This is a genomic window from Guptibacillus hwajinpoensis, from assembly GCF_020524165.1.
GTDB lineage: Bacteria > Bacillota > Bacilli > Bacillales > Guptibacillaceae > Guptibacillus > Guptibacillus hwajinpoensis_D.
In genome coordinates this window covers 19,306-34,176 of the sequence record NZ_JAIVKU010000011.1, presented here as the reverse complement: position 1 = coordinate 34,176, position 14,871 = coordinate 19,306, and the positions used below count along the sequence as shown (strand labels likewise).

Annotated in this window: 9 protein-coding genes and 2 riboswitches; of the genes, 1 reads left to right on the top strand and 8 read right to left on the bottom strand. The window is 41.2% G+C overall.

Annotated elements, in window-relative coordinates; translation table 11 throughout:
• Nucleotides 1-584 precede the first annotated feature (584 nt).
• From LC090_RS21615 to LC090_RS21595, 5 genes are all read right to left on the bottom strand, one after another.
• Nucleotides 585-1,880, bottom strand: coding sequence for an NCS2 family permease (locus LC090_RS21615; protein ID WP_226660151.1), 1,296 nt, complete (start codon nucleotides 1,878-1,880; stop codon nucleotides 585-587).
• 185 nt (nucleotides 1,881-2,065) lie between these two features.
• Nucleotides 2,066-2,167: riboswitch (purine riboswitch) on the bottom strand.
• 85 nt (nucleotides 2,168-2,252) lie between these two features.
• Nucleotides 2,253-3,791 carry a glutamine-hydrolyzing GMP synthase gene (guaA, locus tag LC090_RS21610; protein WP_226660150.1) on the bottom strand — a complete coding sequence of 513 codons (1,539 nt, stop codon included), beginning with the start codon at nucleotides 3,789-3,791 and terminating at the stop codon, nucleotides 2,253-2,255.
• A 147-nt stretch (nucleotides 3,792-3,938) separates the two neighbouring features.
• Nucleotides 3,939-4,040, bottom strand: a riboswitch (purine riboswitch).
• Nucleotides 4,041-4,077: 37 nt separating this feature from the next.
• A complete protein-coding gene (locus LC090_RS21605) occupies nucleotides 4,078-6,246 on the bottom strand; it encodes a DUF4129 domain-containing transglutaminase family protein (protein WP_226660149.1) in 2,169 nt (722 codons plus the stop codon).
• Nucleotides 6,233-7,300: a DUF58 domain-containing protein gene (locus LC090_RS21600; RefSeq protein ID WP_226660148.1), complete on the bottom strand. Its 1,068-nt coding sequence runs from the start codon at nucleotides 7,298-7,300 to the stop codon at nucleotides 6,233-6,235. The genes LC090_RS21605 and LC090_RS21600 overlap by 14 nt, the downstream gene beginning before the upstream one ends.
• 179 nt (nucleotides 7,301-7,479) lie before the next feature.
• A complete protein-coding gene (locus LC090_RS21595) occupies nucleotides 7,480-8,454 on the bottom strand; it encodes an AAA family ATPase (protein WP_226660147.1) in 975 nt (324 codons plus the stop codon).
• A 363-nt stretch (nucleotides 8,455-8,817) separates the two neighbouring features.
• Here LC090_RS21595 and fdhA point away from each other — a divergent pair, with 363 nt between their 5' ends.
• Entirely contained in the window at nucleotides 8,818-10,035 is a 1,218-nt protein-coding gene (gene fdhA / locus LC090_RS21590) for a formaldehyde dehydrogenase, glutathione-independent (RefSeq protein WP_226660146.1), read from the top strand.
• A gap of 51 nt (nucleotides 10,036-10,086) precedes the next feature.
• Here fdhA and LC090_RS21585 read toward each other — a convergent pair whose 3' ends face one another.
• From LC090_RS21585 to LC090_RS21575, 3 genes are all read right to left on the bottom strand, one after another.
• The gene (locus tag LC090_RS21585) at nucleotides 10,087-12,054 is read right to left on the bottom strand and encodes a catalase (protein ID WP_226660154.1); all 1,968 of its coding nucleotides are present in this window, start codon (nucleotides 12,052-12,054) and stop codon (nucleotides 10,087-10,089) included.
• A 232-nt stretch (nucleotides 12,055-12,286) separates the two neighbouring features.
• The gene (locus tag LC090_RS21580; protein ID WP_226660145.1) at nucleotides 12,287-13,546 is read right to left on the bottom strand and encodes an MFS transporter; all 1,260 of its coding nucleotides are present in this window, start codon (nucleotides 13,544-13,546) and stop codon (nucleotides 12,287-12,289) included.
• 104 nt (nucleotides 13,547-13,650) lie between these two features.
• A complete protein-coding gene (locus tag LC090_RS21575) occupies nucleotides 13,651-14,805 on the bottom strand; it encodes a hypothetical protein (protein ID WP_226660144.1) in 1,155 nt (384 codons plus the stop codon).
• Nucleotides 14,806-14,871: the final 66 nt, after the last annotated feature.

Genomic DNA, 14,871 nt, shown 5'->3' with positions numbered 1-14,871 from the left:
CCAGGATCAAACTCTCCGATAGAAAGCTTAATCTAGCTTTTAAAACAATGTTTGTTTCCGTAGAAACAACTACTTACATGGCGTTTCGTTCAGTTTTCAAAGAGCAATTCGTTTCTTTCGTTGTCGTTTTCAGCGACCCAACTAATATACCATGTTGTTTCGATTGATGTCAACAACTTTTTTTAAATGTTTCAAATGGTGTTACACGCTTTTTTCAGCGGCAACGTTATCTATAATACATGAAGATTAAAATGAAGTCAATCACTTTTTTCATGCGTTTGCTGTCGTTTTCTTAACAACGTTCTCTACTTTATCAGCAAAGTATGATATGGTCAATGGCATTTATCAAATTCATGAAAAAAATTTGGTGAAGGTTATTTAGAACGTAGCATAGAAAGAGTATCCTTCATCACCTTTATTCGATGACATTTAATGAAGTTTTTCTTTGGATCACTCCAAACAGTGTCTTTTAATCATTAAACAAACGTTTGATTAAGCACTTCCCCAAACAATAACCTATTCAGTAACAACTTGTTCCTCTTCATAAAAAAAGCAGCCGTTTTTCTCGGCTGCTTTTAAACTCACTATGCTAAAAATACAAAATAGGCGATAAAGACGAAGAACAATCCGTACATAATTGGATGAATGTTCTTCCCCTCCCCTTTCACAACCATCGTGATCGGGTACATGACGAACCCAAGCGCAATTCCTGTTGCGATACTATAGGTTAGTGGCATGGCAATAATGGTTAAGAATGCTGGAACCGCAATTTCAAATCGCTTCCACTCGATGTTACCGAGTACACTCACCATCAGAACACCTACGATAATTAACACTGGTGCTGTGACGGAAGGTGTCACGACTGCTAGTAATGGAGAGAAAAATAATGCAAGCAAGAAAAATAATGCTGTTACCACAGAAGTAAAACCAGTTCGACCACCTGCTGCTACTCCTGATGAAGATTCAATATAAGCTGTCGTTGTTGACGTACCAAGTACAGCACCAAGAACTGTTGCAGATGAATCTGCAAATAAAGCCTTTCCTGCTCTTGGAAGTTTGTTATCTTTCATAATACCAGCTTGCGTTGCTACGGCAATTAACGTACCTGCCGTGTCAAAGAAATCGACAAATAAGAACGTTAAGACAACGACTAGCATATCGATTGTAAATAAATCACCAAGATGACCAAAAGCAACGCCGAACGTTGGTTCAAGGCTTGGCACACTTCCTACAATCCCGCTCGGAAGCGGCACCTGGTTAAAGATCATTCCTACGATGGCTGTAATCACCATTCCATAGAAAATCCCCCCAGTTACGTTACGAACCATTAAGATAACAGTAATAATTAATCCGAATACCGCAAGCAACGTCGGCCCTGCAAGAAGATCCCCTAGTTGTACTAACGTCGAATCGTTATTTTGAACAATCCCTGCACTTTGAAGACCGATAAAGGCAATAAACAGGCCAATCCCGCTTGCTGCTGCGTATTTTAATTCCATTGGAATCGCATTAATAATCATTTCTCTAATTTTAAAAATGGTAATAATAATAAAGATAATTCCTGAAACGAGTACACCCGCAAGCGCTGTTTCCCACGGTACGCCCATCACGGTTACAACTGAATATGTGAAAAATGCATTCAAGCCCATCCCTGGTGCTAGTGCGATGGGATACCCTGCTAGCACACCCATAATTAAAGTACCAAGCGCCGCAGCAAGAGCTGTGGCAGTAAATACGGCCCCTTGATCCATTCCTGCATCAGCCAGCACAGCTGGGTTAACAAATAGAATGTAAGCCATTGATAAGAATGTTGTTAATCCTGCAATTGTTTCTTTTCTATATGTTGTATTATGCTCTTGAAAGCGAAAAAAACGATCCATTCCTTCATTCCCCCTTATTCCCTTCATCCATCTTTCTAACAGCTTCGTACTCTTTGTTTTATTCTTTGCAAGAGAATAGTAACAATTCACGAAAAAGAAAAAAGCCCCGGGTTCTCTACCCGGAGCGGACTAATTAGGAAAAGGGATGGCAGATCGAGAGGTGCTACATGAGCACACCCTTTCACTACTTTCTCTGTTTCCTTCGTAGTCAGGTTATTTACGGTAACCTGGTAGAGACTTTCGGGCCTTATTCCCGATGTTATACGATGGATGGTCGTTCTATTTATTTACTTTTGTAGTGTATCAGCTATCTTACGTGCCGTCAACACAAAACACGAACATTTTATCTATTTTAATATCTTTTGTTCGTGTTTATTCCCACTCAATGGTAGCAGGTGGCTTTGATGTAATGTCGTACACGACTCGGTTAACATGGTCTACTTCATTGACAATTCTTGTAGAAATAATTTCAAGAACTTCAAATGGTATACGCGCCCAATCAGAGGTCATTCCATCAATAGATGTTACAGCACGAACACCGATCGTGTAATCGTAAGTTCTTGCATCTCCCATTACCCCTACACTTCTGAAATCAGGAAGCGCAGTGAAATACTGCCAGATATCACGATCAAGACCTGCCTTTTTAATTTCATCACGAAGAATCGCATCCGATTCACGAACGACTTTTAACTTTTCTTCCGTCACTTCTCCGATGACACGGATACCAAGACCCGGACCTGGGAATGGCTGTCTCCAAACGATTTCGTCAGGAAGGCCAAGCTCTGTCCCTACTTTGCGAACCTCATCTTTGAAAAGCATATTTAACGGCTCAATTAAATCAAGCTTCATATCTTCAGGCAACCCACCTACGTTATGGTGAGATTTAATCGTTTGAGCAGTGGCTGTTCCACTCTCAACGATGTCTGTATAAAGCGTTCCTTGCGCTAAGAAGGACATGTCTTCTAGCTTTTCAGACTCTTCTTCAAACACATAGATAAACTCGTTACCAATAATTTTACGTTTCTTCTCTGGATCCGTTACGCCTTTGAGCTTTGTAAGAAAACGGTCGGCTGCATCAATTTTGATCAGGTTCATGTCGAATCCTTCACCAAAGGTTTTCATGACGCTGTCTGCCTCACCCTTACGAAGAAGGCCATGATCAACAAACATACATGTTAGTTGGTCACCAATCGCTCGGTGAATTAATGCGGCTACTACAGAAGAATCAACTCCTCCACTTAGCGCACAAAGAACTTTTTTATGTCCTACCGCCTCACGAATTGTATCGATTTGCTCATCAATGAAGTTTTCCATTGACCATTCGCCTTTGCACTCACAAACCTTGTACACAAAATTCTTTAGCAGTTCATTCCCATACTCTGTATGACGAACTTCAGGATGGAATTGAACGCCATAAAGATGACGAGAAGCGTCACTCATTGCAGCTACTGGACATGATGGATTCGTTGCAGCTACATCAAATCCTTCTGGCGGAGCTTTTACTAGATCACCGTGACTCATCCATACAGATTGTTCTTCTGGAAGGCCATCATATAAAGGAGACTTATCGTTAATCGTTAGCATTGCCTTTCCGTACTCACGATGTGTTGCTGCTTCGACACTTCCACCAAAGTGGTGCGTCATCAACTGCATACCATAACAGATTCCAAGAACCGGAATACCGAGTTCGAAAATTTCTTCATCACAGCGCGGTGCACCTTCTCCGTATACACTGTTCGGGCCACCTGAGAAAATGATACCTTTCGGGTTAATCTTCTTAACTTCTTCAGCCGTAATCGTATTCGGATGCAATTCACTAAAAACGCCAAGATCACGTATACGTCTCGCAATGAGTTGGTTATACTGCCCGCCAAAATCGAGCACAATAATGGATTCCTGTTCTTCTAACATCTAATTCCCTCACTTCTATTTAGTCTCTAGTAGCATTTCCAAAATCGAATAAAAAACGAAAGATTAATAAGCTTTTCGACCTTTACCTCCAGGTTATATAAAAAAGCCAGAACTCTGCCATGGTACAAAGGCAGAATCCTGACGTATACTAGGAATATCTGCCTTCATAGTCAGATCATTTACGGTGATCCGGTAGAGACTTCTGGGCCTTATTCCCAGGGATATACGAAGGTTACAACTTACTGTTCAAACTATGGATTCATTCTATCAACCGTCTATACAACGGTCAAGATTGCATCTTTTTAATTAAATTTTCCCACAATTTCTTCATTTCATCCCAGCCGTCATTATTCGTTTTGCCGCGATAGTAATTTTCTTCATACCGACGGGTTAATTCTTTCATATCTTTTGTACGAAGCTTCTGATCAACTTGAACAGCATACTCTCTCAGTGTCTGGTTAGCGCCACGTTTAATACCGTGCAAGTCGAGCAACCATAGCAGTCGAAAGTAAGCTTCAGATAATGCTTTATCATCATCCCGTTTCTTATATTTAGAAATGATCAATCGCTTTAACCATTTCTTATAGTTTTTAAGAACGACGTAGCACAGAAGAAGAAAGATCACAATGAGCACAACCGTATACCACATCGACCATTCAAATGGAGCCGATGACGATCCTGATGCTGCCTCTTCCTGTGGCAGCTGCTCTTGTTGCTGTGCCTGTTCTTCCTCAGCTTGAGCTGGATCCGATGTTTCCGTATTTGACGCTTCATCATCACTATAATCACTTACAAAGTCAGCCTGGTTCGAGAAACCACGGGTTGGTTCAAAAGGAACCCATCCTACTTCAGGAAAATAAGCTTCGACCCATGAATGCGCATTATTATTCGTTACTTCGTATTCACGATAGTCACCTGCTGCGGCAACAAATTCGCCTTCCGTAAATCCTTTCACCCATCTCGCTGGAATGCCGAGGCTTCTCAAAAGAACGGTCATCGAACTTGAGAAATTATCACAGTAACCGAGCTGCGTTTCAAAAAGAAACTGATCAACATAGTCATCATTTTCGCCTGGAACGGCCACATCTGTTGTTTCATACACAAACCCATTTCCGACGAAGTAATTTTCAATTGCGCGTGCTTTATCATAAGGGTTATCCTCTTCACTCGTTATCTCTTCAGCAAGAGCTCCAACTCTTTCTGGAAGAGTTTCAGGTAATTGAAGATACGTATCCGCAAGTCGTTCTGGATATTCAGTCGATGCTTCTCGTAACATTTTTTCTGAAAATGTAGGTGATTCATATTCTAAATTATAATTATCAAGTACAACTGATTCACCAAGATTTTGCGTAAACACCTTTCCAGTTAAGGGGTTTTCCAGGAGCTGTACGTCTTTCCCTGTTTCAATAGAAGTTACCTGGCCAGGATGAACGATGAAATCAAATTCTTCATTTCCTGTCATGTTCATCTTCATATCAAAGGCTTCTACTTCCACGTCATCTTCAAATAACGTTTCTGTACTCCCTTCAAACATCACGCGGTCACGTACGGAAGACTCCCACCCTTTTCCAGTGTAGACATCCTTCGTTTCAACTCGCCAGTAGCCTCGATCCTTAATTTGTGCGGTGAATACGGACGTATCGTCCATCACAAATGGGCCACCAAGCTGAGAATCATCCTCTCCGTAACCAATCTTGCTAATACCGTTCCCATTCTTTCCTTCTCCGTCATCCCCGGTCGTTTTTTTCAAGAAAGGGACAGGATCTGGCCACTGAGGTTCTGCTTTGGGCGCAATATAACCAAATAAAGAGGAGAACGCAATGACAACGACAAGTGGCATGAGCCAGTAGACAGGGAAGCGGCCTTTCGAAAATGAAACACCTTCCTGTTCTTGAATGCGGAGGATTTGCAGTAAACCAAGTAGTATAAAACCGATAATGACAATGCGAATAATCGCCTGGTCGGCTTCATAAGTTGTGAACGTATCAATCACTGAAATGTAAACAATCGTCACTAATAGAAATAAGAAGATCCGTCTTGTTTGAATCAGCCAATACTGCATCAAGTAGCTAATGAGCCAAAGTAAAATAAAAAACAAAAACGTTCGAAAAACATTCGAAAGGCTATCAAATCGGCCATCGAATAAAAAACCTACATTCTGAGAAAAGTCCGACAGAAAGTAATTAAGCCACAAAAAGTCAAAGAAAGAGCCAGGAAAAAACATTTCATGCAAGGCATAAACCATAGCGATTCCCTTGACCGGAAAGGACAGCCAAAATGGCAGTTGAAAATACGAGAGCAAAAACAAAAATGCTGTAAATAAAATGAAAATTTCAGATTGACCTGTATCCGAAATGATTGAGAGAGGCCTTAGCCATTCCCAGAATAAAAGAAAACCTAAACCGTAGAGGAGAAGAGCGTGAAGCCAGTCTGTTTTTTCATTAGCTTGTGACACGCTTCCCACCCCCTTTTAATTCCTGATTAAATGAATTTCCTACAATCACGTTAGCCTTAATTCCATATTGCATGAGCTGGTTAATTTCAGCTTGTTGTTCCAACGTAATGTGCTCAGTCACATAAAAGAACTCAACTTGGACCTTTCGGGCAACGAGCTCTTTTAACGTAGAGGTGAAGGAACCTTCGAGTGAAGGACTAATCATTAACACGCCTGTTCCTGCCGGAAAATGATGCGCTTCTCTTTTTACGACCGTATCAAATGTCGTACTCCCATTTGCTTGAACGCGGGCAAGGTGATGAAACACTCTCCTTCGTTGTGCCTTTCCTCCATTAATGCTTAATACTGAATGATCCTTTCCGGAAGAAACAAGACCAATCATTGCATTTTGTTTTAATGCAGCATTTGTTACAGAAGCAGCAAGTCTTACCGCTTTCTCAAATAAAGGAGATTCGACCCGACCGTAGTGTGCCGTTTCTCGATCAAGAAACACCATGTAGTCCTGACTAATTTGCTGTTCAAATTGCTTCGTGAGTAATTTGGAACCGCGCGCTGTTGCTTTCCAGTCAATCCACGACAGTTTGTCTCCAGGTACGTAATCTCGCACACTTACAGCTGTTGAATAGTCTAAATCTGCTTTTCTTGGAGAAGGTCTTGTCCCTGAAAGCTGCTGATTATAAGGAGACCACGAGATTTCTTGATAGTTTGGAAGAACATAAATCGCATGCTCTTTCTCGATCACATTTTCATGTTGAATAAACCCAAAGAGATCACCCGTCTTACAGCGGATTTTCTTAAGATGATACTCTCCTCTTGGAATGGATTGAATGGTATAGCGAAAAGTTAACTTTTTTCTAAACATTGGTAGCAATAGGGCAAGCGATCGCTTTTGATAGTTGGATGACGCCTCTTTCGCATAGGATACGAGTCTTTCAGGTAGTACGTCTTCTACCACTAAATAAAAAAGCGGGAAGCGACTGCTTCGTTCGATGTGAATCGTTACCGTTAACTCCTGACCATCTGTTAGTTCCGTGTGGCTCACATCACGTGTCATCCTAATAGCCTTCAGTGGGTAAAAAATGAGAAGGAAAGAATAGATAACAAAAGGAAGAAAGCTATAGAAAAGAAACCAGCTTACAAAGCCTCCCTGAAACATGGCATAAGAAAAAGTAAGGAGAAAAAGAAGTCCTAAAAAGAAGAACTTTAACACTCTATTATTGGCAAGCTTGTCTCTCATTTCACTTTCTCTTCCCTCCGAAGAGGTACCCGAACCCGATGAAGGATTTCTTTAATAATCTCTTCAGGCTTCTGTCCTTCAAATGCCGCTTCCGATTTCAGAATGATGCGATGAGATAAGACATAAGGTGCTAAAAATTTCACGTCATCTGGTAGAACGTAATCACGATTGCGCATAAATGCATACGCCTGACACGCTTTCATCAAAGAAAGAGAACCACGTGGACTAGCACCTAGATAAATCGACGTATTATTTCTTGTTCTACTTACAATATCAATAATGTATTGCTTCACCGACTCATCAACAAAAACAGCCTTTACCTTTTCCTGCATCTCAAGCAGTTCTTGAAGCTCAAGAGCGGTGCCGATCGAATCAATTGGATGGGCATGCTCGGTACGATTTAAAACCTCAAGCTCTTCTTCCGGAGAAGGGTAGCCCATTCGTAACTTCAATAGAAAGCGATCAAGCTGCGCTTCTGGAAGTGGATACGTTCCTTCGTATTCAATCGGATTCTGGGTCGCCATCACAAAAAATGGCTGTGGGAGAATATGAGTTTCTCCATCAACGGTTACATTCCCCTCTTCCATTCCTTCAAGAAGAGCTGACTGTGTTTTGGGTGACGTTCGATTGATTTCATCTGCCAAAATAATATGACCTAGAAGAGGCCCTTTTCGAAATTCAAATTTCATTTCACGTTGATTAAAGATCGAAACACCCGTTAAATCCGAAGGCAGTAAATCGGGTGTAAACTGGATGCGATTAAACTGAGCACCTACTGATTTTGCCAGGGCACGAACCATCATCGTTTTCCCTACACCCGGTACATCTTCAAGAAGCACATGGCTACCAGCAAGTAGCGCAACTAAACTTAGCTCAGTGACATCTCGCTTCCCCACCATCACCTTTTCAATATTCTCAATCACTTGCTTAACTGCTGGATGATATGCATCAAACTGGTACGATGAACTCATAATCAATTCCTCCAATAATCTTGATCTGCGCTAAACATCTTAAAAATAGGTCTCATTTCCTATCATCTATGCATAAAAGTAACACGAATAAATGTCTGAATACTCATAACCTTATTGTAACAAAAAAGTCTTTCGTCACGTTAATAAGAAGTGCGTTTTCCTGTATTTTCATTTTTCACGGATGCTACGCTGACACCATCGGTATGACAAATCGTTTTATACTGGATGAAAAAGGGAATGCACCCTACAGATGATAACACCAAAAGAATTTCGAAGCTTCATACCATTACAATGAGGTGAGTACATAAGGTCACACTATGCCTCCCGTCCCACTCGTCTAAAAACGAAAAGGAGGAAATACAGTTGGCAGGAAATCGTGGTGTCGTCTATACAGGTGCAGGTCGTGTAGAAGTTCAGGATATTAGCTATCCGGATTTAGTTCTTCGTGAAGGTCCGGGTGTCCCAAAAAGTAACGTCGGCCGTAAATGTGAACATGGGGTGATCTTAAAGAATATCGTAACGAATATATGCGGGAGCGATCAGCATATGGTTCGTGGCCGTACCACAGCTCCGTCCGGTTTAGTTCTCGGTCATGAGATTACAGGAGAAGTAATCGAAGTTGGTAGAGATGTGGAATTTATCAAAAAGGGAGATATTGTCTCCGTTCCATTCAACGTAGCGTGCGGGCGATGTAAAATGTGTAAACGCCAGGATACCCACATTTGTCAGAACGTGAATCCTGAACGCCCCGGTGCTGCTTACGGATACGTCGATATGGGCGGCTGGGTTGGCGGACAATCCGAATATGTAATGGTGCCTTATGCAGACTTTCAATTGCTTGCCTTTCCCGATAAAGAAAAAGCGATGGAGAAAATCCTCGACTTAACAATGCTATCGGATATTTTTCCTACCGGCTACCATGGAGCGATTAGTGCAGGAGTGACAACCGGGTCCACTGTGTATGTTGCGGGAGCAGGACCAGTTGGACTGGCAGCTGCTCATTCCGCTCAATTGCTTGGTGCTGCTGTTGTCATCGTTGGAGATTTAAAAGAAGAACGTCTCGCTCAGGCAAGGAGCTTCGGGTGTGAAACAATCAATCTCAAAGAGCACAATGACCCAGGTGAACAAATCGAACAAATTCTCGGCATACCTGAAGTCGATTGTGCCATTGATGCTGTTGGATTTGAAGCTTACGGGCACGGTACAGATAACGATGAACAACCTGCCATCGTATTAAACACCATGATGGACGTTGTAGAAGCTGGTGGTAAGATGGGAATTCCAGGTCTGTACGTGACGGAAGACCCAGGGGCCTCTGATAAAGATGCGAAACAAGGATCATTGAAAGTACGTTTTGGTCTCGGGTGGTCAAAAGCCCATCATTTTGTTACAGGCCAAACCCCAGTCATGCAATACCATCGTCAACTCATGATGGCGATTCTAAATGGAAAAGCGGATATTGCAAAAGCCGTTAATGCAACCGTTATCAGTCTAGATGAAGCGCCTCAAGGCTATCAGGAATTTGATAGTGGGGTATCAAAGAAGTTTGTGATTGATCCTCACGGGATGTTGAAAAGGTAATAAAAAAGGTAGCCCTGAACATCAGGGCTACCTTTTTTTATATTTCTTCACTTATACCAGCTCACGATTCCAATGGCGATGCGTTGCAATCGCTTGACTGAATTCTTTTACAAACTCATTCATATCTTTACCAGTGACAACTCCCGGTTGACCGACTAAATCGTTATTCTCTAACCACTTCATTCCTTCGTGTGTTCCACCGATCGGTTTAAAGTGCGAGAAAGCTTCACTAATAAAGTAATTGGCCGATTGATAGAATCCTTTACTTTCCTGATTCCCACCAACCGCGTAAATCGCATCAAAAAGAACAGAATCACATGTGAGGAAGGTGTGATCAATCTCAGCTTCAGCTCCATCAGTAGCGGTTTTCACTCCACGCTTATCACTAATAAGTTCAGGTTTAATGCCTTTTTCTTTCAGTTCATTAAGCACTTGTATGAGTTCTTCTCCATTAAAACCATCATCTACGATGACGCCAACTTTTCTTGTATCTGGCGTGAATGTTGTATTTAATTGGCTAAGCGCAGGTGAAGTCTTCGTAATATCGGATCCACCTTGTTCAGGTTCCTTCGCTCCAACATTTTGAGCGACGGTTTGAGCGAGATCTAGATTGATATTCGTCAGCATGTCTACCACTTGTTGCTGAACTGACTTACTTTTCAGCTTACCTAATTCAAAGCTAAAGGCATTTTTAATATGCTCTTTCTCTACATCGCTCATGCTGTTATAAAAAAGAACGGCCTGAGAGAAATGATCTTTGAAACTTTCACTGCGTGCTCGGATCTTATGCCCGTCTACTTTCTCTTGATAATGAACATAGCCACCTTCTTCTTCTGTAGCTGGTTCTGGCTGATTATCCGCAAGAGAATTTTTGTGATAGCTTACCTGGCCTTTGTTAATCGTTTGTCGCATAAATCCATCACGCTGATTGTTAAAGAACGGGCAAACTGGTCGATTAATTGGCAATTCATGATAATTCGCACTACCAAAACGGTTGATTTGTGTATCAGTATAAGAGAACAAACGTCCTTGAAGAAGTGGATCATTGGAAAAGTCGATACCTTTTACAACGTTACCTGGATGAAAAGCAACCTGTTCATTTTCAGCAAAGACGTTTTCCACATTTCGGTTTAATGTCATTTTCCCTACGATTTTCACAGGGATATCTTCTTCTGGCCAAATCTTAGTTGGGTCTAGCACATCAAAATCAAATTTAAATTCATCTTCTTCATTCATCACTTGCACGCCTAGTTCCCACTCAGGGTAGTCACCATTTTCAATAGACTCATATAAATCACCGCGGTGGAAATCGGCATCTTTACCTGAGAGTTTTTGCGCTTCATCCCACACGAGTGAATGTACGCCTAGTTTTGGTTTCCAGTGAAACTTAATAAACCTCGCTTTTCCTTTTGCATTTACAAACCGGAATGTATGAACGCCGAATCCTTCCATCATACGCAAGCTTCTAGGAATGGCTCTATCCGACATAGCCCATAGCGCCATGTGTGCTGATTCCTGATTGTTAGCAATAAAGTCCCAGAACGTATCGTGAGCAGAGGCAGCTTGAGGCATACCGTTATGAGGTTCAGGTTTTACCGCATGAATTAAGTCAGGGAATTTAATCGCATCCTGAATGAAAAAGACCGGTATGTTATTTCCAACTAAGTCATAGTTCCCCTCATCTGTATAGAAACGTGTTGAAAATCCTCTCACATCTCGTACCGTTTCTGCAGAACCTTTTGAACCTGCCACTGTTGAAAACCGGACAAACACCGGCGTTTTTCTGGAAGGATCTTTTAAAAATTCAGCGTCTGTCAATTCTTCAAGAGACTCATAGACTTCAAACTCTCCATGAGCTGAGAAACCTCTTGCATGGACAACGCGCTCTGGAATTCGCTCATGGTCAAAATGCGTCATTTTTTCTCTAAAATGAAAATCTTCCATCAATGTTGGCCCACGTTCGCCTGCTTTAAAAGAAAATTCATCTTCCGAAACTTTAAGTCCTTGATTTGTGGTCATTTTGCCTTCGTCAGTCGTGCTATATTGGTCTAACTGCTTTTTCTTTTTATTCTCGCTCACTGCAATTCCTCCCGCTATGTCGATATGTAAAATCTCAATATAGAGCGGTTCCCCAACTGACTGAAATCAAACATAATTTTTGAATATATTAGGTTATTTTACCAATAAAAAAACTCCATTATCTTCATTGATAACGGAGTGCGTCCTAGCTCAAAAATCATCTTCTATTTGATTAATCCACATTTCTTAACTCGTGAAACCTTATATAAACAAAGCAGGCATACAAAACAACTAATACAGCACCACCTGCCATAATATGATTAATCCCAATGCCTGTAGAAAGCAAAAGGGCCGTCATCGCATAGCTGACCGGGATAAGCCCCATCGAAGCAAGAGAGATCAGCCCCATGACTCGCCCTAATACCTTCTCCTCAATCATGCTCTGGATGGCAGACATAAAAGGAATATTGCTTGCAGATAGACACGCACCAAACAGCACAAGCATAAGAATACTCACCCATAGCACTGACGAGAAACTTAGACCGATAAAAGCAATACCCGAAACGATAAGAGTCAGCAGCGCAATTTTGCCACGTCTTTTCGTTAAATTAAGAACGCCAACGACAATGGAACCGATCAGCATCCCTACAGCCGCTCCTGCTTCTAACAAACTAAACGTCATTGCATCTCCATTCAGAATGGATTTCACAAAAAGAGGAAGACCCATCGACATGGGACCAACAAGAAATAAATTCATAAAAACGGTTGTTAGCAGAACGACAACTAAAACTCTTGATCCCTTTACATAGAGAAGCCCTTCTTTAAAAGTCTCAAAAAAAGATTGTTCATTCGTCTCCTGCTCTACTTCTCGTTTTGGAATCTTCATCAAGTAGATTAGCATACTGCCAAGAAACAGCATGATCGCCGTTATCGTAAAGACGAGTTCATAGCTACCGAAAGCGATTAATAACCCAGCTAGCATGGGAGCAATGATAAAAGAAGACTGGTTTGTCATTTGAATAATGGAATTTCCTCTCGTAAGGTTTTCTTTACGAATGATGGATGGAATCACTGCACTTTCCGCAGCCCAGAAAAACGCATCAAGAATACCAAAGAAAAATGCAACCCCGACAAACGTCCACAACGTCACATCTCCGAAGATAAACCAAAGAACAAGACCGCCAAGCAAAATCCCTCTCGAAAAATCAGATAGAAACATGATTTTTGTTTTACTCATCCGATCGGCAACTGTTCCGCTAATGATCATAAACAATAATCTTGGAATGCTCGAGGCAATATAAATTAGTCCTAGTGATGCTTCAAGATTTAACACATTGACGATATACCAGCTTTCCGAAAAAAGAAAAAAGGAAATCCCAAAACTTGATAAAAACGCCGCTCCCCACAAGAGAAGAAAGTTTTTGTTTCTAAAAATAGAATCGACTTGCGCGATGTGCTCATTTTGTTCAAGAACGCTCTCTTTTAATGCCATCCCCAACACCTCTGCTTTTTTGATAGTTTAATTGTATCGAATAGCTGGCAGGTGAGACGATGACCCACGGTTTGAAATCCCCTCCGCCTTAAGGCGGATTAGACTCATTCCTTTCCTTCCCCTTGCTCCATTTTTAATTCTTGAAATTCCTTCTGATCATTTTTCCAGGCAACGCCTACTCTCTCATTCTCATCACTTTTATTAAGTTCTATTAAATTTAGTAATGGTTCATCCTGAACATCTTTTTCAATCACCTGAATGGTTACGCTCCCATCCTGCCCAAGCTCAGGTTTGATCCACTCAAATACTTTTGTTAAATCTTGAACAATGTAAGGATGTCCAGGATAAAAACCATCTGTTTCATAATAAAGCGCTAGAAGCATATTCGAGCACTTGCCATCCTGAGCAATTGCATTGCAACTGATCCAATGCGCTTCATGTGTATTCTGATCGGAAACATTCGGGATGATACGCTCTTCGTCTAGGGTCTGCATTTTCGGTTTCATTCGTTCTTCAATCTCATGACTAAGCGTACTTGGATGTTCTTCTGCAATCTCCTTTTTCAAATCCGCTATCGATGAAATTAACTGAACATCTTTGATTAATAACTCAATCTGATAGCCTTCCTTCGCTTCATCTGAGCGACCGAACACCATCAATTGACCGATATCCACGCCTTTTGATCGAATCCATTCAATCAATTCCATCATATCTTTTAACTCTTCTTCTTTTAATCCATAGCGGCTGAGTATATGATCGTCCTGAACATTTAAGCGATAAAACCCTTCCTCTGTATAATCAAGGTATGTACTGTATTGTCCTTCTTGTATTCTAGTAAATCCAAATTCGCTAATGTCCAACATGTCGTCTTCAATCGTTTGGTACTTCTCGTAAGTTTTCTTCCCTTTTTCGTAGTCATCTCCCTCAACAATGGTGCGAAAAAAGCCGTTAACATCGATCCAAAAATCAAAGTCCGGATTATCTTTTAGAGCGACTTTATGCTCTGTATCTCCTAAATTTCCTTCATTACGATTGCCAGCATAGACAAGCGTAATCTCTTCCCCATACTTCTTTTTCATATACTTATTTAATTCATCTTCAGGATCAGCGAAAAATCCACTAAAATACGTCATCACAATCCATATAATGACTCCAGTCAATAGGAGAAGAAAAAGGATGACACCTCCAACAATCCAGGCAACCATTTTCCCCGTTGAAGACATCCCTTTCTTTTTTTCTTTTTTCTGTGTCTCCTGCACAATTTAGCCTCCTCTAGCGATAAATTCAGCTCTAGCTTTTATTATATCTACCTATAGAATGGATGC

Coding starts and splice junctions, on each gene's coding strand:
- LC090_RS21615 (WP_226660151.1), bottom strand. CDS start 1,880: ATGGATCGTTTTTTTCGCTTTCAAGAGCATAATACAACATATAGAAAA.
- guaA (WP_226660150.1), bottom strand. CDS start 3,791: ATGTTAGAAGAACAGGAATCCATTATTGTGCTCGATTTTGGCGGGCAG.
- LC090_RS21600 (WP_226660148.1), bottom strand. CDS start 7,300: ATGACACGTGATGTGAGCCACACGGAACTAACAGATGGTCAGGAGTTA.
- LC090_RS21595 (WP_226660147.1), bottom strand. CDS start 8,454: ATGAGTTCATCGTACCAGTTTGATGCATATCATCCAGCAGTTAAGCAA.
- LC090_RS21585 (WP_226660154.1), bottom strand. CDS start 12,054: ATGACCACAAATCAAGGACTTAAAGTTTCGGAAGATGAATTTTCTTTT.
- LC090_RS21580 (WP_226660145.1), bottom strand. CDS start 13,546: ATGGCATTAAAAGAGAGCGTTCTTGAACAAAATGAGCACATCGCGCAA.